The organism is Arthrobacter sp. 92, from assembly GCF_050260325.1.
In the GTDB taxonomy this organism is placed as follows: domain Bacteria; phylum Actinomycetota; class Actinomycetes; order Actinomycetales; family Micrococcaceae; genus Arthrobacter.
In genome coordinates, this window is record NZ_CP189863.1 from 3,565,489 (window position 1) to 3,583,443 (window position 17,955).

General features: G+C 62.7%; 13 protein-coding genes. 2 read left to right on the plus strand and 11 right to left on the minus strand.

Going from position 1 to position 17,955, the window contains the following annotated elements:
* Window positions 1-28: 28 nt before the first annotated feature.
* The 3 genes from ACP4XC_RS16590 to ACP4XC_RS16600 form a co-directional block, all read right to left on the minus strand.
* Window positions 29-2,197, minus strand: a complete 2,169-nt coding sequence (locus ACP4XC_RS16590) for an acyltransferase family protein (RefSeq protein WP_427171552.1) — start codon at window positions 2,195-2,197, stop codon at window positions 29-31.
* A 219-nt stretch (window positions 2,198-2,416) separates the two neighbouring features.
* Complete coding sequence (locus ACP4XC_RS16595; RefSeq protein WP_427171554.1) at window positions 2,417-3,835, minus strand: lipopolysaccharide biosynthesis protein; 1,419 nt, start codon at window positions 3,833-3,835, stop codon at window positions 2,417-2,419.
* A 7-nt stretch (window positions 3,836-3,842) separates the two neighbouring features.
* On the minus strand, window positions 3,843-4,835 hold the full coding sequence (locus ACP4XC_RS16600; protein WP_427171556.1) for a glycosyltransferase family 2 protein: 993 nt from the start codon (window positions 4,833-4,835) through the stop codon (window positions 3,843-3,845).
* A 358-nt stretch (window positions 4,836-5,193) separates the two neighbouring features.
* Between ACP4XC_RS16600 and ACP4XC_RS16605 the strand changes: the two genes are divergently transcribed.
* Window positions 5,194-7,422 (plus strand): GH25 family lysozyme, encoded by a 2,229-nt coding sequence (locus ACP4XC_RS16605; RefSeq protein ID WP_427171558.1) that lies wholly within the window; start codon window positions 5,194-5,196, stop codon window positions 7,420-7,422.
* Between the two features lie 148 nt (window positions 7,423-7,570).
* Here ACP4XC_RS16605 and ACP4XC_RS16610 read toward each other — a convergent pair whose 3' ends face one another.
* From ACP4XC_RS16610 to ACP4XC_RS16620, 3 genes are read right to left on the minus strand one after another with little or no spacing between them, the layout of a single operon-like run.
* Window positions 7,571-8,467, minus strand: a complete 897-nt coding sequence (locus tag ACP4XC_RS16610) for a glycosyltransferase family 2 protein (RefSeq protein WP_427171560.1) — start codon at window positions 8,465-8,467, stop codon at window positions 7,571-7,573.
* A gap of 3 nt (window positions 8,468-8,470) precedes the next feature.
* Window positions 8,471-8,881: a DUF2304 domain-containing protein gene (locus ACP4XC_RS16615; RefSeq protein ID WP_427171562.1), complete on the minus strand. Its 411-nt coding sequence runs from the start codon at window positions 8,879-8,881 to the stop codon at window positions 8,471-8,473.
* The gene (locus ACP4XC_RS16620; protein WP_427171564.1) at window positions 8,878-9,657 is read right to left on the minus strand and encodes a glycosyltransferase family 2 protein; all 780 of its coding nucleotides are present in this window, start codon (window positions 9,655-9,657) and stop codon (window positions 8,878-8,880) included. Before ACP4XC_RS16620 ends, ACP4XC_RS16615 begins: the two co-directional genes overlap by 4 nt.
* 113 nt (window positions 9,658-9,770) lie before the next feature.
* Between ACP4XC_RS16620 and ACP4XC_RS16625 the strand changes: the two genes are divergently transcribed.
* Window positions 9,771-11,813 carry a DUF6541 family protein gene (locus ACP4XC_RS16625; RefSeq protein WP_427171566.1) on the plus strand — a complete coding sequence of 681 codons (2,043 nt, stop codon included), beginning with the start codon at window positions 9,771-9,773 and terminating at the stop codon, window positions 11,811-11,813.
* Between the two features lie 66 nt (window positions 11,814-11,879).
* On the opposite strand, the gene ACP4XC_RS16630 is transcribed toward ACP4XC_RS16625, so the two are convergent.
* The 5 genes from ACP4XC_RS16630 to glf all read right to left on the minus strand — a co-directional run bounded on the left by ACP4XC_RS16630 (window position 11,880) and on the right by glf (window position 17,839).
* Window positions 11,880-12,941 (minus strand): ABC transporter substrate-binding protein, encoded by a 1,062-nt coding sequence (locus ACP4XC_RS16630; protein ID WP_427171568.1) that lies wholly within the window; start codon window positions 12,939-12,941, stop codon window positions 11,880-11,882.
* A gap of 95 nt (window positions 12,942-13,036) precedes the next feature.
* A complete protein-coding gene (locus tag ACP4XC_RS16635) occupies window positions 13,037-13,789 on the minus strand; it encodes an ABC transporter ATP-binding protein (protein ID WP_427171570.1) in 753 nt (250 codons plus the stop codon).
* A gap of 1 nt (window position 13,790) precedes the next feature.
* Window positions 13,791-14,657: an ABC transporter permease gene (locus ACP4XC_RS16640; protein ID WP_427171572.1), complete on the minus strand. Its 867-nt coding sequence runs from the start codon at window positions 14,655-14,657 to the stop codon at window positions 13,791-13,793.
* Window positions 14,658-16,655, minus strand: coding sequence for a glycosyltransferase (locus ACP4XC_RS16645; RefSeq protein WP_427171574.1), 1,998 nt, complete (start codon window positions 16,653-16,655; stop codon window positions 14,658-14,660). It lies immediately after the preceding gene.
* The gene (glf, locus tag ACP4XC_RS16650) at window positions 16,652-17,839 is read right to left on the minus strand and encodes a UDP-galactopyranose mutase (protein WP_427171576.1); all 1,188 of its coding nucleotides are present in this window, start codon (window positions 17,837-17,839) and stop codon (window positions 16,652-16,654) included. Before glf ends, ACP4XC_RS16645 begins: the two co-directional genes overlap by 4 nt.
* Window positions 17,840-17,955 lie beyond the last annotated feature (116 nt).

Here is a 17,955-nt window from a genome sequence, read left to right on the forward strand (position 1 = left end):
GAACGTAATGTAGCAATAGCGTTCGCCTTTACAGGAGACCGCGCTTTTCGATCAGTTCCTTTAGCGCACTCTGGATGTGGTAGCCATAAGGCAGCGTGAAATGCGTGTGGTCTTTCTTGATGGGTATTCCGCCGGCGAACTCCGGACAGGCATCCTCAGGAGTGCAGAACAACGCCCGCGTGTCGAGGTAAACACTCTTGCTGGCGTCCGCTGCGGCTGTATCGGCTTTGGCGACGTCGTACCACAAGGGCGTCACAGTGCCCAGGCAGTCCGCTGGGCCACCCACCGGTGAATAGCACTCCCTGACGTCCTTGTCGAACGGCGGCGGACTAAGGATAAGCCGCTGTTTCGCCGCCGAAATCTTGCCGAGAATCGACTTCATACCCGCTTCCCAGTCAGCTGCGGTTGCCGCCAGACCAGTGGTGGACATTCTCTCGGGCACCATTGTGTTGCCCACGATGACAATGTCCGGTTTGGTGCTTTGTACGAACTCCACCGCCTGGTTCTTGCGCTCCGTACAGCTGGCCTGCTCGGCGGCTGGCTTGACCATTGGATAGTCATTGAATGGACAACCCGGCCTGCCGAAGATGCGGATGTTCCAGCCGTTTTCCGCATAGAGCTTAGTCAGCGGGAAGGCCCACCGCTGGGAAATGGAGTCGCCCACCAGAACTGCGTGCTTGCTTGCATCGGCTGGACCAAATAGGCACTCATCCGCGGTGTGATTGCCCGCGTCGCCACAATGCAGCACGCGATCCGGCTGCGGATCCTTGGACATGAGATCTTCCAATGACGGGTTGAAATCCGGCCATGAAGTCGCCGGGACTGCGGCCTGGAGCTCCCGCCGGAGCGACTCCCCCGCCGGTCCATCCACCGGAGCCGGAGGAAAGTCGGCATGCCCCGCGGCAGCCGAAGGGACAGGCGCCGGGGGCGGAGTGGTTGCGATTTTCAGGGCCACGGCGCCAGTCGTCACGAGCAGAAAGACTGTCATGCCGGCCAGGGGCCGCAAAAGGGGAATGGAGGTGCGCCGCTCTCGACGGCCCACGCTTCTGAAAGACTTCCCCTTGGGGCCTGAGGTGAGCCATGAACTCTTGCGGATCGGATCCTCGACGAGGCGGTACGAGTAGATGGAAAGTCCCAGGGTCACGAAGAGCGCCATTGCGGAGTAGAAGTGACTGCCAACCGGGAGCAGGACCCCCAGGAAGACGATCACCGGGAAGTGCCACAAATACAGGCTGAACGAAATGTCGCCAAGGTAGCGGCTCACCGGATTGGTCAGCACGGGCAGGAATTTGTGGCTGCCGCCGCAGCCGGCTCCGATTACCAGCGCAGTCGAAACAACAGGCAACAACGCGCCCGGGCCGGGGAATGCACTGGTGGGAGTCAGGACAAAGATTGAAGCGAGAATCCCCAGCAAACCCACGTTAGCCAAGATCGGCCGCAGCCGGTCCGGGATCCGTTCGCACATCGGAACGGCGAAAGCAAGCATTGCGCCCAGGCCAAGTTCCCAGGCCCGCGAGAACGAGGAGTAATACGCAGCGCCCGGGTTGGAGGACGTCTCGGCAATGGACCAAACGAAGGATGCGAGGCTCAGGAGGGCGATGAGGAACCCGGCGACCTGCAGGGAGCGGCTCCGCGCGATGCCCCGTCGGCCAAGCCATACCAACGCGGCGAGCATGATCCAGGGCCACACGAAGTAGAACTGTTCCTCGACCGCGAGTGACCAGTAATGCCGGAGGGGCGAAATGGGCCCATCTGCCTGAAAGTAGTCGCTGCCCTGAAGCAGGAACCGCCAGTTCGCCGAGAACAATGTCGCCCACAGGGAATCGCCCACCGTCTCCGCAAAACGAGGCGTAGCGAAGAGGAACTTGGCAGTCAGGAGGGTAGCGACTATCACCAAGATAGACGCTGGAAGTATGCGCTTGACGCGTCGTCGATAAAATTTGGCGAACGATATGGTCCCGGTGCGTTGCCATTCGCGGACCAGTAGGCCTGTGATCAGGAAACCGGAAATGACGAAGAAGACATCCACGCCTACGAAGCCACCCTTCGGCCACCCGAACAGGTGGTCAACGATGACGGCCAATACTGCAACCGCTCGAAGACCCTGGATGTCAGGGCGAAGTCCGGAAGTGCTCGCCCGATCGCGGCTGAGGTTGTCGGCCGCCTCAGGCGCTCCAGTTGGCGCGCCTGGCGCCATAGGTGAACCCTCGATAGATGTCAACGACAAAACTCCCAGCCTCCTCCGGATGTGGTCAGTGGCCCGTCACTGAAATCCTGTCGAACACGTCGGCGAACGGGCGGGGCGGACGAGACAAGGGTGATCGCACCTGATCCCTAGGCGCGAGCCGTCATGCATGTCGAGTCACGCCTGCGCACCAATAATACCCTCCCGGGACACCAGCGTCGGATGACGGTTCTAAAAGCTCTTGAGGCGCCTGATGTAGAAGACGCCGGCCACGAGGCCCACCGCGCACGTCGCGACGGCACTGCCGATTCCCCACTCAACCGAGCTCGGGAGCAACAGCATCACGGCGGTGACGGCGACAGCGCCGCCCATACCTTTGAGCATCAGCGCGAGATCCACCAGTCTGGGGTCATAGCTGCGGGCCACGAGCGCGTAGACCACCCCGAGGAGCAGATACGCCACCACTTTGATCACGCCCACCAGCAACAGGTTTCCATTCCCGGCCGGAAAGAAAGCCAGACCCAGGCCAGCCACGGCAATCACGGGGGTGACCACGGCCATGAGCCGCGTCTTGCCGATGGCAAACAGTTGCGATGTGGAGATCAGGAACACCACGTACCCGTATCCCAGCAACGGCAGGATCCTTGCCAGCAGCAGGAGCACAGGCTCCGGGTCGTTGACCAGGATGTGCGTCGCAAACACCGCCACCCCGCTGCCGCCGACGGTGAGCATCAGCCCGATGAACACGGCCTCGCGCTGCACCCGGGCAACCTGACCGGTGGAATCGATACCCCGGTGGGAGAAGATGGTGGTCTGCCACACGTTGGAAAGCGCCATGATCACGGCGAGGGGCCCCAGGGCGAGGGGCATCACCGCGTTGTATCGGCCGACGAGTTCCTCGCCGCGCAGCACCGTGATCAGGATCGCCTCGCCCTGCAGCATCAGAACCAGGGCAATGCTGTGTGGCAGCACGGGCAGGGATGTTTTCACCGCTGCCTTGATCGATTCGCGGTATTTCAGGGGCGCGCCCGGCTTGCTAAGGGCCACACCCGCCAGGGAGGCAAGCAAAACGCATACAGCGAAGCTGCCCATGTATACCGTCGCCGTTGGCGCGATCGTCAGGATAGCGGCAAGGCCTGCAACGTGGCCCAACACGGTGGCGACGATGGTGATCACCACGAACGCAAGGGCGCGGTGCTGGGAACGCAGGTAGGCAAGCGCCATTTGCGTGATGCCATGCAGCCCGATGATGCCGATGGAAATCAGATAGGCCGTCACGTCACCCAGGGCGCCGGATCCGGCCGCGACGAGGGCGAATACCAGTGCGGCAAGGCTCGCGCCGACGATGCTGAGGCCGACGCCAAAGCCGTTCAGGGACCGTGCCCTGTCGGGTCCTCGGTCCGGCTCGAAGTACATCGTGCTGAGCACCATGGGGAGTCCGGCCGACAACGCGATCAGACCGATCGAGATGAAGGACAGGGAAAAACTGACCTGTCCCCATTGCTGTGCGTCCAGCAAGCGGATGGCGAACGGCTGCACGGCAATGGCTCCGAGGCCCTGCGCGACGGCGGCTCCGAGGTAGAGGAGGCGGTGGTGCGACGGAACCGCCACGGGAGAGGCGGAGCCGCTAAGTTTCGATTCGGCGCTCACGGGACGCCTACTTGGCCATATCGAAGGTGCGGCGGACGTGCCAACGGTAAAGCCTGGCATACAGTCCCGGGAAGACCTTGATCAGCATTCCGGACAAGCCCAGGTGCGGCGCGGCCAGGGCCGCATCGGCAAGGTCCCTGAAGGAAAGATCCTCACGGACGTACCGGACGATCCGGTCCACGCTGTGCTTGGGGCTGCCGGCAAACAGGCCACCGGAAATGGTGAGCACGCCCAGGAATGTCCGCAGCGTGTTCCAGGATCGGGACTTGACCTGGGAGGCAACGGCCGGGTTCAGGCCAGTCCGGACGCAACCGAGCGGCCCCTCAACGAATGCCATAGACGGCTCCTGGCTCCACGTGAGCGACTGCGCCTGGACGTGGTAGACGTAGACGGGCGTCGACACGATCCGCACGTGGCGGCTGTACGAATAGGCAATGGAGTTCACGACCAAGTCCTCATAGCGGACCAGGTCGTCGGGAAACGAGAAGTGCTGGAAGAGGGATCGCCTGTAGACCTTGGCGTGGAGGAAGTTCCAGAGCTTGCCCTGCAGCGCGGCGTCAACCGTCTCTAGGCCTGTCAGCAGACCCTGCGCGGAATCCGGACGAGCGTAGCGCCGCCCGGCTGGCGTCTGCGCCACATGGGCCGCGACGACGACGTCCACCCCGTCCGCCATGTTCGCCGACATCGTGGACAGGTAGCCCGGGAGAAGTTCATCGTCGCAGTCCAGGAAACCCACGTATTCGCCAGTGGCCTGCGCGACGCCGGCGTTCCTGGCCGCGCTGGGCCCTGCGTTAACGGCCTGCCGGATGAGCCGGATCCGGTTGAGGCCGTCCGCGTCGACCAAGGCTTCAACGATTTCGCGGCTATCGTCCGTGGAGCAGTCGTCCACAACCAGCAACTCCCAGTCATCGCGGTCCTGGGCCAGCACGCTCCTGATGGCACGCTCCACCGTGCGGGTCCCGTTATAAAGCGGCATCACGAGACTTGTCCTGATGGTCATGGAAGTCCTTACTTGTGCTCACGAACCGGTTCCCACCCGGGGCCGGCGGCCCTGCCCCGGCTTGCGCGGCAGCATGTCCACTCTACCGGCAGGCCTTCGGATGGCCCCCATTTACCGCCACAGTCACCACTCCAGCACCCCTAGTAACACCCGCAACAGGAGTGTTATCTTAGATCAGCGATTCGGGAGCATCGAAGTCCTCGACGCAACCGCCGCCGCCCCACCCTGATCCTGACGGTGAATCCAGGTTCGCACAGTCACCCGACGGAGCCCCGTTCCGGAGTTGTATATGAAAAAGTCCACGCCCCATAAGCGAAGCTTGCACCCGGAAAGGGCGCCGCGCATCCGCCTACTCCCGATGATCACAGCCGCATGCTCGGCGATCGCCGTCGGGGTCGCGGGGACTTTGATGCTGACCTCGTCGGCTGTTGCAGCGCCGCTGCAGCCGCCCTCCCCCACGGCTTCGTCCTCCGCATCATCTTCGCCGGCACCCGCTCCCCAGTCAGGAACACCCCAGACGGGGACAGTCCAGACGGCGACGGCGCCCGCCTCACCCGCCCCGACGGCTGCCCAGCCCACGAGCACGGCTACTTCCGCCCCTACCCCGAGCGGCAAGGTCGCCAACCCGAATCCGGACAGGTCCGGTATCCAGCCGCTCTCCGCCGCGGACGCTGCCGCGCTCAAAGCCGAAATGGGCAAGGGCGGCGGCTACATGGGCCTGGCCAAAACCTCCACAGGCGGCAAGGGAGTCAACCCGCAGACAGCCGCCACGCTCCTTTCCACTCAAGCAACCTGGACCCCGGGAGGAATCCAGGGTCTTGACGTTAGTGGCTGGCAGACCGGGGTCGACTGGGGCTCCCAGTTCAACCAAGGCGCATGGTTCGCCTACGTCAAAGCGTCCGAAGGCACCTATTTCACCAACGACCAGTTCTATGACCAGTACACCGGGTCCCGCAACGCGGGAATGATCCGCGGCGCCTACCACTTCGCCACCCCCAGCACTTCCACAGGCGCCGATCAGGCCCGGTATTTCGTGGCCAACGGAGGTGGCTGGTCCGCTGACGGGATGACGCTCCCACCGCTGCTGGACATCGAATACAACCCGTACAGCACCTTGGGTAACACCTGTTACAACATGTCCGCCAGCCAGATGGTGAACTGGATCCGGGACTTCTCCAACACAATGGTCACACTGACCGGACGCAAGCCCGTCATCTACACCACCACCGACTGGTGGAAGACCTGCACGGGAAACAACAGCGGATTCTCCGACCATGCGCTGCACCTGGCCAGCTACGCCACCGATCCCGGCGCCCTGCCGAACAGCTGGAGCTTCTACAGCATTTGGCAGTACTCCTCACAGGGGCCCTATGCCGGCGACTCCAACGTCTGGAACGGCAACTACTCCCAGCTCAAGGCCTTCGCCTACGGCCGTGCGCTTAGCACCGCTGAGTCCGCCATCTCGGGACTGTTGGATACCATGCCACTCGGAGCCCCCCGGGCCGATATAGCCTGCGGTCTCCGCGACAACGGCTGCTATCAAGGTTTCAGTAACGGCGAGATTCTATGGTCCTCGGCGACCGGCGCCCAGCCATCCAGTGGAGGCGCCATCCGTTCCCTTTACCGTCTGATCGGCGCGGAAAACAGTTCACTGGCCTACCCCACCAGCGGCGAACAATGCGGGTTGAAGGACGGCGGCTGCTACCAGATGTTCCAGGGCGGCGCCATCATGTGGTCCCCGCAGTCCGGGGCTCAACTGTCCCGCTACGGCGCCATCCGCACCGCGTGGGCGGCTAGCAATTTCGAAAACGGCGTCCTGGGCTACCCCACCAGCGGTGAAACCTGCGGACTCAAGAACGGCGGCTGCTACCAGTCCTACCAGAACGGGCAGATCCACTGGAGCTCAGCCACCGGCGCCCAGCTGACCCGCAACGGCGCCATCCGCAACGTCTGGGCGTCCAGCGGTTACGAGAACGGCGTGCTGGGCTACCCCACCAGCGCGGAAATCTGCGGGCTCAAGGACGGCGGCTGCTATCAGTCGTTCCAGAACGGCCAGATCCACTGGACGACGGCGACAGGGGCCAACATGACCCGTGTCGGCGCCATCCGCAGCCTCTGGCTCGGAACAGGTTCCGAGAACGGCGTGCTGGGCTATCCCACCGGCACGGAGACGTGCGGCCTGAAAGACAGCGGTTGCTATCAGTCATTCCAAGGCGGACAGATCCACTGGACGCCTACCACCGGGGCGCAAATGACCCGCAACGGCGCCATCCAGACTGAGTGGGCAGCCAACGGATACGAGTCAGGCGTGCTGGGCTACCCCATCGGCGCCGAAACCTGCGGCCTGAAGGACGGCGGCTGCTATCAGTCATTCCAAGGCGGCCAGATCCACTGGTCTTCCGCTTCGGGAGCCCACCTCACCCGGGCGGGGGCGATTTCCAGCTACTGGGCCCAGTCCGGCTGGGAAAACGGACCGCTGGGCTACCCCACAGGAACTGAGACCTGCAAGACCACAGGAGAATGCTTCCAGACCTTCCAGAACGGCACGCTCTCCTGGACGCCCACAACCGGTGTCACACGAAGTTAAGGACGGGGACGGCCCGGGGCCGTGTCAGAGTCATTTAAATTGCGACGGCGGGCCGCACCCCTTAGGGGCGGCCCGCCGTCTTAATGCCTTAATGTCGCAATGCCTTAATGCAGTTCACTTGTGGGCCCAATCGGCGCCCCGCTGCCTGCTACGGGCGGAAGGCGTGCCGGACCAGCTTGCCCAGGCCAGGCCACATGCGCTTGCTGACAACCTTGGGGGTCAAGGACACAGCGTTGAGCCTGGAGGTGAGGTGCAGGCGCGCCGCGCGGGCAGCCTTGTTCCAGCCCAGTTTGGCGAAGTCGCGCGCGCACTCGTCGAAGAACGCCCGTTCCTCGGCAAAGCGCCGGCCGTCGAGTGCCCGCACGGAGGAGTCGGATTCGCGGTGGCGCCGGTACTGGAAGCAGACGGTGTCCGTCACCAGCATCTTTCCACCATCCATGATGATGTCCATCGCCAGGGCGATGTCCTGGACCACGTTGTACTGCTCGCGGAAGTCATGCTTGAGAATGGCATCGGCCCGCCAAGCCACGGACGGGAAGTACAGCCAATCCCCCGTGATGAGGCTTTCGGCAATGGGCTCGCCGGCGATGATCGCCTCTGACGATCCCCCCACGGCCAGCCGGCGGAGACCGGCTTTGACTTTGTCGCCCAGGGGCTCATAGACCGCGCCGTTTTCGTCGATAACCTCAACGCCGGGCTGGACGATCTTGATCTCGGGGTTCTGGAAGGCCTTGCGGACGGTGCCCACATAGTTGGGCAGCATGATGTCGTCCGCCCCCATGACCACCACGACGTCGTGCTGGACGAGTCCCAGGCACTTCTTATAGTTACCGTTCGCGCCAAGGTTTGTTTCGTTCCGGAAGTAACGCACACGGCCGTCGGAATCGACCAGGTTCTGGAAATAGGCTGGCAGGGACTCATCCGGATAACCGTCGTCAACGATCGTCAGGGCGAAGTCGGTGTCTTCCTGGCCAAGCACGGAGTCGACTGCGGCTTTCATCATGGCCACGTCGCCGTAGTACGGCAGCATCACATCAATGGTCAATTTTTACTCTTCTCTGGAATTGCTGGTCTGATCGGCAACTTGGTCGGCTATCGGGGGGCGGCCTGCTTCACTCCGGCCTTCAGAAAATCTAGCGATCGAGGAGCGAAGAATCGCCACCTCTTCGGCAAGGATGCGCGTCTCATCCTCGAGAATCGTGAGCTCACGCGAGACGTGCAGGCCAACGCCCACCAGGAGCACGATGGACAGGGCAAACAGCAAGTTCGCGGGGACGCGGACGCCTACAGCTGACGCTGCAAAGTCCAGGAGACTGGGAAACAGCCCCAGGACGATGGTCAGGCCACCCACCACGAGCCAGAGGACCGCGTATTTCTCGCGCAGTTTTCCCACCCGGAGCATCAGCAGTACAGCGAGGACCATCCCGATGGATGTGACCAATGAAAAAGCAACGCTCACGCGGGAACACTTCCTTCTCCGGCGATGTCTCCCGGCCGGGGTGTAGCTGATTCAATCTGCACGCTTGGCCGACGGCGGGCCAGGGCAAAGCACAGAACCAGTCCTGAACGGGCGAGGTAGATCATCGCCTTAAATGGGCTATGGGAGGGAGTGCCTGCCTGCCGGACTTTCATCTCCACGGGAATCTGCACAACCCGGCATCCGGATTTAATGGCCACCACCAGGGAATCGATGGTGTCTCCGAGGTACTCGGCCGGAAAGTGGTCAATGTACTGGTGCAGGGCGCGCTCGTTCGCGGCCCGGAACCCGGAGGTGACGTCCGTCAGCTGGGTTCGGGCAACGTTGGAGATGACCTTGGCGAGGACGGACATCGCCCACCGCCGGGGGCCCTTGGCATCATATGAGCCGCGGCCCGCGAACCGTGCTCCGATGGAGATATCCGCATCGGCCAGTCCGGCCAGCACCCGGTCGATGTCATGGGGATCGTGCTGCCCATCCGAATCCACCTGGATGGCGGAGGTGTAGCCGTGGCGGATGGCGTATTTGAAGCCGGTGCGCATGGCGCCCCCGACGCCCAGGTTGAAGGGCAGCCTTAGGACGGAGGCGCCGGCTTGCTCTGCTATGGAAGCGGTGTCATCGTGGGACCCGTCGTCGACCACGAGAATGTCATGTTGGGGAACAACGCGCCGAACCTCCCGGACCGTGTCGCCGATCGCTTCGGCCTCGTTCCAAGCAGGCATGATGATGAGCGTGCCGGATCGCGTCTTGTTACTCATGATTTGTAACTATAGCAAGGGGCATGGGGCCCACCGTGCCGGGCTGAACGTGCCGCAAAGCTGCAACCTGCATAATTGTACGGTTGACAACCCACAATGAGGAGCCTTGATCGATGACTTGGTGGCAGACCGTACCGACTTTTGCGTCGGCGGCATTGATCTACTTCTTGCCGGGACTGACCATACTTGCGGCGGCGGGCGTCCGTCGCCTTAATCTGGCCGCCCTCGCTGCCCCTGTGTCGACCTCGGTGGCCGCTTGCGCCGCCGTCGTGGCTCCGTATTTGCACTTGCCCTACACGCCGCTGGTCTACTTTGCGATCAGCGCCGTGCTGGCCATCGGCACGTTTGCCGTTCGCTGGTGGTGGACCCACAAGAGAAACGGCGACGGCGCCCTGGCGGAGAATGGTCGTCTTGACGCCAACGATCTGGGCCGCTGGACAGCCATCCTGGCCGTGCCCTTGGGCGTTACCTTGGCCGCTGCCTTGATTGCCAGGCGATTCATAACCGGCTTCGGCAGCCCGGAAAACTTCTCGCAGACCTTCGACAACGTCTACCATCTGAACGCCGTGTATCACATTGCCCAGACGCAGAACGGCTCCTCGTTGACGCTCGGGAACCTCACCGCGGCGTCAAGTTATTTCTATCCCGCCGGCATGCACGACATGATGGCGTTGCTCCAGATGCTGACCGGCAACCCGGTGCCGGTGGTCATCAACGTGGGCACCATCGTGATCGGCGCGTTGGTGTGGCCCCTCGGATGCATGTTCCTGATCTCCAGGCTGGTCGGCTACCGGCCGGTTGCCCTCATGGCGGCCGCAGTCCTGTCTGCCGGCTTCAGCGCGTTTCCCTACCTCCTCATTGGCTTCGGCGTCCTCTACCCGAACAATGCGGCCATCGCCCTCCTTCCGGTGCTTCTGGGACTGGCTGTTGAGATGCTGGGGATGTCCCGGACTGCCGCTTCGTCGTTCCTGCCGCCCGTCTTGGCCTTCTGCGCCACGTTGCCCGGTATGGTCCTGACGCATCCGAGCGCGATGGTGGCCCTGCTGGGCTTCCTTGTCCCAGTGGTGCTCGGCCGTCTGGTGCGGACGCTCCTGGAATTGCGGAACGGCAAGACCTCAAAGCGGGTCGCGATCGTGTGGGCGGCCGCCAGTGCGGCCTACCTGGCCGCCGTCGCCGTGGCCTGGACCGTGCTTCGTCCGGGACTGGGAGCGGCGCCATGGACCCCCTTCCAATCCAACGCGCGGGCCATCGGCGAAATTCTGGGCAGCGCGCCCATGGGGACCACCACAGCGTGGGTCCTCGCAGTGCTGACAGTGATCGGGTTGTACGTGATCGCGCGGACTCTCCGCAGGACGTGGTGGATCCTCGGCATGTACCTGGTCGGAGCTCTGTTTTATATGGTCGTGTCGAGTTGGCCGCCGGGGACGTTCCGGACCATGCTGACCGGCGTCTGGTACAACGACAGCTTCCGGCTGGCCGCGCTGCTGCCGGTTGTCACCCTCCCGATAGCCGTCTTCGGCGCGGAATGGCTCGTGTGGCGCCTCCGGGCCCTCTTGGAGTACTTGGCGACCCTCACGCCTGAACAGGCCCGCAGCCTTCCGTCATCCATGGCTGGGTTGGCCAGACTCCGGCTTCCGGCACCCGCCCGGGTCGTCTCCGTGTGGGTGGTCATTGCCTTGCTGGGTGTTGCCGCGCAAGGCGGGACGTTGTCGCAGGTCCAGCAACGCCTGCAGTCGATCTTCGCCGTCTCGAAGACCTCGGACCTGGTGGACGAGGACGAACTGAAGGTCCTTCAGCAGGTCGACGGGAAAGTGCCCCAGGGCGGGGTCGTAGTGGGGAACCCGCTCACCGGCGCTTCCCTGGTCTACGCCCTTGCCGGCCGGCAGGCGCTCGCGCCGCATATCTTCGGGGAACGCACCGAAATGGAACAACTGCTGCTGGACCACTGGGATGAAGCCGCCTATAACAAGGACGTCTGCCCAGCGATCAGGAAGCTCAATGCCTACTGGGCGCTGGACTTCGGCACCAAGACGGTCATTCCCACCGAGGATCCATTCCCTGGCCTCGCGGATCTGGCCGCCGGCACGGCACCGGACATTGAGGTCCTCGCCACCTCCAATAAAGCAAGGCTCGTGCGAACGACTGCGTGTGACTAGGCATTCCGCGGCCACTCCGGCCGCGGACGGGAGGGGGTCGCAGTTGATGCGGCCCCCCGGACAGCCCTAGCGGCTCGTCTTAGCCTCATAGGCTGCCCTGGCCAGCTCGGGCAGGACAGTCCACGTGACCCACTTGACGCCCAGCGGCGACGCCTCGACCAATGCCAGCGCGTCATCCGATGTCCGGACCAGCACCAGGGAGTCGTGCTTGGCGCCCGGCAGTCCGTTGAGGACACCGTCCTTGAGGATGGCTTGCTTGTCCGAAAAGACGGCCACAACATCGATGTCTGCTTGGAGTTCGCCCGCACGGCGGGACTCCCAGAGAACGGGTCCGGTGCCGGCCTTAACCTTCTTCCGGCTGCCCTCGGCGACCACCTTGGCCATCACGGGCGACGGGACGACGCCGAAGTCCTTCAGTATCCTTACCTGGTTTGAATCTTCGTCGTACACTTCAAAGTCGGCGCCCGGAGCCTGGCTGGCCCCCAGATAGATAAAGCTTGAACCGTTCAGGTCCGTATAGCTGGACCTGGCCTTGGAGATTCCTTCTTCCACGGATGCGATCAGGTCCTGCGCGGCCTGCGGCTTCCCGATCGCCTTACCGACCGTCGTCGTCGTCGTTCGCCAGTCCGTTCCAAAAGGCTTGCCGGGGTAGGCCACCACGGGAGCAATCTCGGTGAGGCGATCGTATTCCTCCCGGGAGATCCCCGAGTTGACGGCCAGGATCAAGTCCGGCTTGAGTGATTTCAACTCCTCGTAGGGCGGTTCTTCGGCGTCCCGGTACTGAGCCGGCATGACGGCGTTCATGGCGGTCACGGCTTTGTTGAACCAGAGACTGGTGCCGAAACCCCTCAGCTCATATTGCGGGACGCCGGCCGGCACAACGCCCAGCTCAATGCACACGTCCTGGCTGGCATAGCCGAGCGTCGCGATGCGTGTGGGCGCCGCCTGCACGGTGGTGGAGCCGAACGCGTGCGGCAGCGTGACGGGAAAGGTCCCTGATTCCGCGGAACCGGGGCCGCCCTGCTGCCTGACGCAGCCCGAGAGAAGCAGCGGTGAAATAGCCGCCGCAGCTATCAGGAATGAACGGCGCCCCACCCTCTTATCCGAGCCGGACGTATTTTCCTGCATACTGATTTTCTCCCGTTCTGCCCCCGAGGCAATGGCCGGCCCTTAAGGGCAACCTGATAATTCTAAGGGGAATTGTTCAGCAGTTGACTGACAGCTCAGAGCGCCCTGGAACGCTTCCGCAGTTCCGCGACAACATCGTGGACCTCTCCATCCATGACGATGTGGCCGTGCTGCAGGAGCACCCCCCGTTCACAGATGGTGGACACGAGGTCCAGGTCGTGGCTGACAACGAAGAGGGTCTTGCCCTTGGCGGCAAGCTCCTTGATCTTGGCGATGCACTTGCGCTGGAACGGCTCATCCCCCACCGCGAGGATTTCATCGATAAGGAAGACTTCAGGGTCCGTGTGAACCGCGATGGAAAAGGCCAGGCGCAGGTACATTCCGGAGGAGTAGAACTTCACTTCGGTGTCGATGAATTCGCCAATTTCGGAGAACTCGACAATTGAGTCGAACTTCCTATCGATCTCAGCCTCGGTCATGCCCAGAATGGCGCCGTTGAGGTAGACGTTGTCGCGGCCGCTCAGATCATGATGGAACCCGGCCCCCACTTCGATCAGGCCTGCTACCCGGCCGCGGGTCAGCACGGTTCCGCTGTCCGGCTGCAGCACTCCGGAAATGAGTTTCAGCAGGGTTGACTTTCCCGAACCGTTCAGGCCGAGCAGCGCCACGGTTTCGCCGTGCTGGACGTCGAGGGAAACGTCCTTGAGGGCATCGAACTTCTTGGACAGATCGCCCTTGCGCCCGCGGATCAGCCAGACCAGCGCTTCCTTCATGGAACGCGTGTGGCGCAGCACAAATTGCTTGCGCAGGCCCACACAACTGATGGCCCGGTTGTCGACTACGGTCATTCTAGAGCTCCTGGGCGAAGTGGATGGCAAGCTTGCGGAACACCATTTGGCCGATGAACAGAACCAACAGCGAGATGCCGATAGCCACCGGCAGCCAGAAGCCGACCAGGTCCGGAGGCAGCGGGGCAAGGGGAATCTGCTCGGGCTGAAGGGTCGGATACCAGAAGGCCCAATGGAAGATTTCCACCCCCACCGTCAGCGGATTGAGCTGGTAGATCCAGTACCAGGGCCCCATTACGCGTTCCACCATGGTCCAGAGATAGAGAACCGGAGATGCCCAGGTGACGATCATCAGGATCATGTCCACGATGTTTTCGGAGTCGCGGAAGTACACGTTGGCCGCGCCGAACAACAGACCCAGACCCGTCGCGAGAATTGCCACCATCACGAAAGCGACGACGACGACCGCCAGTTGCGCCACGGACGGCGCCCAGCCGGCGATCAGGCACGCTCCTACCAGGACAGCCACCTGCGGCAGGAAGTGTGCAGCAGACACCCATACTGTGGCCACCGGAAAAAGCTCGCGGGGCAGGTAGATCTTCCGGATCAGATCCCGGTTGTCAACGATCGAGCGGGTGGCATTGCCCAGCGACTCGGTGAAGAAGTTGACGAAGACGATCCCGGAGAACAGGTAAATGGCATAGTTCGGCGTTCCGTGTTGCAGGTTCAGAAAAATACCCAGCGCCACAAAGTAGATCAGAAACTGCATCAGGGGTTTGACGTACGACCACAACAAGCCGAGCGCGGACCCGCGGTAGCGGATCTTGATCTCCTTGCGGACCAGGAGCTTGAGAAGGAAGCGGTTGGCGTAAACATCCAACAGGCCTCGGCCGTGCCCGGGTTTAATGAGCTCCTCGGATGGAACCATCTACCTTCGTTCCTTAACCTGGGAACCCACCGGGGCGCCGAAGCTGGCCTCCCAGGACTTCAGGGATGTGATCTCGGGCAGCGCCTTGCGGTATTCCTCAGACAGGCTTTCCCATTGGTTGAAAAGCTGGGCCTGCAGACGGGATGCCTCAACCATCTTGCTCTTGAGCAGCTTCGGATCCCGCCGGTACCAGGAAACACCGGTTCCTTCGGCGTTGGACACCAGGACGCTGTCGTACTTGGACAGGGTCCACCACTTGTTTTCCCTGTGGGCAAGGTGGGCCTGCGGGCGCTCCAGGCTCTGGGGTTCGGGCTTCCGGAAGACCTGGCGAAGCACCGTCTTGGCGGCCCATTTCGCAAGGTCCTTCTTGGCCGGCATTCCCGGCGCAGCCCCGCCGCGTCCTCCGCGGGTAAGGCCCACGGCCGGGAAGTCGTCCACGTCGGCCCGGATCTGGGCCTCGGAGTGGCGCGAACGCAGCTCGTTGACCTCTGCGAGCTTGGTGCGCAGCTCCGCGTGCAACTGGCCCGGGCCGCGCAGCACGTCCCGGAGCGCCAGAATGCGCGCGTCCTGGGCGAAGTACTGCATGGAGATCAGGTGCTTGACGTTGTTCTGGAACGATTCGCGCAACACGCGTCCGCCTTTGGGGAACGGGCTGTGGATCAACGCCGCAATCAGCCGGTTGCGTTCGTGGAAGTAGGACTGCCAACCAAGGGAGTCGTCCTTGTCGATCCAGGAAACGTGCCATAGGGCGGCGCCCGGAAGGGAAACGGTGGGAAACCCCGCTTCCTTGGCGCGCAGGGAATACTCGGCGTCGTCCCACTTGATGAAGACCGGCAGTGACAGCCCAATTTCCTTGATGACAGCCGTGGGGATCAGGCACATCCACCAGCCGTTGAAGTCCACGTCCACGCGCCTGTGCATCCAGGGGGTCTGGCGGAGGTTCCGCTGCCGGAAGTCATGGCGGTATTCAATGTCTGTGTCGGGGCTGACCCAGCTAAGCCGGTACGGATCAACCACCTCACCGAAGGTGTGCAAAGTGGTGCGGCTGTAGAGGTCGAACATATGGCCGCCGACGATGGTCGGCTTCTTGCTGAAGCGGGCAAAGGCAATCAAGCGCTCAACACTGTCCGGTTCAACCACCACGTCGTCATCGAGCAGCAGGACAAATTCGCTTCCATTGTGGACCGCCTCCGCCATGCCGCGCGAGAAGCCGCCGGAGCCGCCAAGGTTGTCCTGGTCCACGATCCGCAGTTTGTGCCCAAGGAGCTGGCGGACTTCGTCGAAGCCCGGAGCAGCCGAAACTTTCTTGCTCCCCTGGTCCACGACCAGGATCTCCTTCACGCTGCCCAGCGCGTGCGGATTGGCAGCGAGGATCCTGGCGTTGTCGATGCAGAAGTCCGGCTTGTTCATGGTGGTGATCTGAATGGTTGCCACTTCGCCGGCGGCGATGGCAGGCGTGTCCTTGGTATTCCAGGATGCCTCCAGGAGCTGGAGCTCGGACTTGCCGGCAACCATCTCAAACCAGTACCAGCCACCGTCGCCAAAAGTCTCCAGCGGGAGATCCAGCGTCAGGTCCTGGACGCCGTCGACGTGGATGGATTCGAGTCGCTGGGGGACGCCGCGCGCGTTGGAGCGAAAGACGATCACACTGCCGGCGCCTTCGGTCCGGACTTTGAGCTGGATCGAGCTGACGGTGGTCCACCGGCGCCAGTAGCTGGCCGGGAAGGCATTGAAGTACGTGCCGAACGAGACGTGCTGCCCCGGCCGGATCATCATCGACGTGCGCGAGAGGAAGTCCTCGTGGTGGGCCTCAACCGGGCTGGATCCGACCACGTGGAGCTTATTCTCCGGCAGTTTGGGGCTGCGGTAGAGGCTGTCGTCCTCCACGAGGTGCAGGCCGAGCTCCCGGCCCGCATCCACATACAATTCGATGGCGTCAAGCTCGCCCGGCGGGGGGAATACGACCCTCTGCAGCTCGGATTCCGTGGCCGCACTCATGCGTCGACGCCTCCGCTTTCCAGCTTTTCGCCGCCCTCGAAATGCGGGCGGATCTGGTTCTCGAACATGGTCAACGCCGATCCGATGGCCATGTGCATGTCGAGGTACTTGTACGTGCCCAGGCGGCCGCCAAAAAGCACGTCCTTTTCCGCGGCCGCGAGGTCGCGGTACTTCAGCAGGCGTTCGCGGTCGGCGGCGGTGTTGATCGGGTAGTACGGCTCGTCGCCCTTTTCCGCGGCACGGGAGAACTCGCGCATGATGACGGTCTTCTCGTTCTGGTATTCGCGTTCGGGGTGAAAATGGCGCGGTTCGATGATTCGCGTGTACGGGACATCCGCGTCGTTGTAGTTAACGACGGACGTGCCCTGGAAGTCGCCGACGTCGAGGACTTCCTCTTCGAAGTCAATGGTGCGCCAGGACAGGTCACCTTCGGCATAGTCGAAGTAACGGTCCACCGGCCCGGTGTAGATCACCGGAATGTTGCCGACCACCTTGTCCTTGCTGTATTGGTGGGATTCGTCGAAAAAATCGGTGTTGAGCCGGACTTCGATGTTCGGGTGTTCCGCCATCTTTTCGATCCAGGCCGTGTAGCCGTTGGTCGGGAGGCCCTCGTACTTGTCGTTGAAGTAGCGGTTGTCGTAGTTATAACGGACCGGGAGCCGGGAGATGATCCCCGCCGGAAGATCCTTGGGATCGGTCTGCCACTGCTTGCCGGTGTAGTGCTTGATGAACGCCTCGTACAGCGGCCGCCCAATGAGCTGGATGCCCTTGTCGTTGAGGTTCTGGGGGTCGGTGCCCGCGAGTTCTCCGGCCTGCTCCTGGATCAGGGCCTGCGCCTCGCCGGGGGTCATATTCGCGCGGAAGAACTGGTTGATCGTGGCCAGGTTGATGGGTAGCGAATAAACCTCGCCCTTGTGCACGCCGTAGACCTTGTGCACGTAGTTCGTGAAGGTGGTGAACCGGTTGACGTACTCCCACACGCGCTCGTTGGAGGTGTGGAAGAGGTGGGCACCGTAGCGGTGAACCTCAATGCCGGTCTGCTCTTCCTTTTCGCTGTAGGCGTTGCCTCCGATATGGTGCCGGCGGTCGAGAACGACGACCTTCAAGCCGAGCTCAGTGGCGGCCTGTTCTGCGATTGTCAGGCCGAAAAAGCCCGACCCTACGATAACGAGGTCAGCGGTCACAAAATCTCCTGGTTCGAATGCGGGCAGCCCAATAGTGAGCATTGTCTGCTGCTCTAGCCTACCCGAGACTATGCGGGCTCCAGCGAATCCAGGCTCCCGTGCGGAGTTGTCCACAT

What these genes read in the sequence shown, in the direction of transcription:
- ACP4XC_RS16605 (WP_427171558.1), top strand. Translation starts at nt 5,194, where the DNA reads ATGATCACAGCCGCATGCTCGGCGATCGCCGTCGGGGTCGCGGGGACT.
- ACP4XC_RS16600 (WP_427171556.1), bottom strand. Translation starts at nt 4,835, where the DNA reads ATGACCATCAGGACAAGTCTCGTGATGCCGCTTTATAACGGGACCCGC.
- ACP4XC_RS16645 (WP_427171574.1), bottom strand. Translation starts at nt 16,655, where the DNA reads ATGAGTGCGGCCACGGAATCCGAGCTGCAGAGGGTCGTATTCCCCCCG.
- ACP4XC_RS16635 (WP_427171570.1), bottom strand. Translation starts at nt 13,789, where the DNA reads ATGACCGTAGTCGACAACCGGGCCATCAGTTGTGTGGGCCTGCGCAAG.
- ACP4XC_RS16620 (WP_427171564.1), bottom strand. Translation starts at nt 9,657, where the DNA reads ATGAGTAACAAGACGCGATCCGGCACGCTCATCATCATGCCTGCTTGG.
- ACP4XC_RS16630 (WP_427171568.1), bottom strand. Translation starts at nt 12,941, where the DNA reads ATGCAGGAAAATACGTCCGGCTCGGATAAGAGGGTGGGGCGCCGTTCA.
- ACP4XC_RS16625 (WP_427171566.1), top strand. Translation starts at nt 9,771, where the DNA reads ATGACTTGGTGGCAGACCGTACCGACTTTTGCGTCGGCGGCATTGATC.
- ACP4XC_RS16590 (WP_427171552.1), bottom strand. Translation starts at nt 2,197, where the DNA reads ATGGCGCCAGGCGCGCCAACTGGAGCGCCTGAGGCGGCCGACAACCTC.
- ACP4XC_RS16640 (WP_427171572.1), bottom strand. Translation starts at nt 14,657, where the DNA reads ATGGTTCCATCCGAGGAGCTCATTAAACCCGGGCACGGCCGAGGCCTG.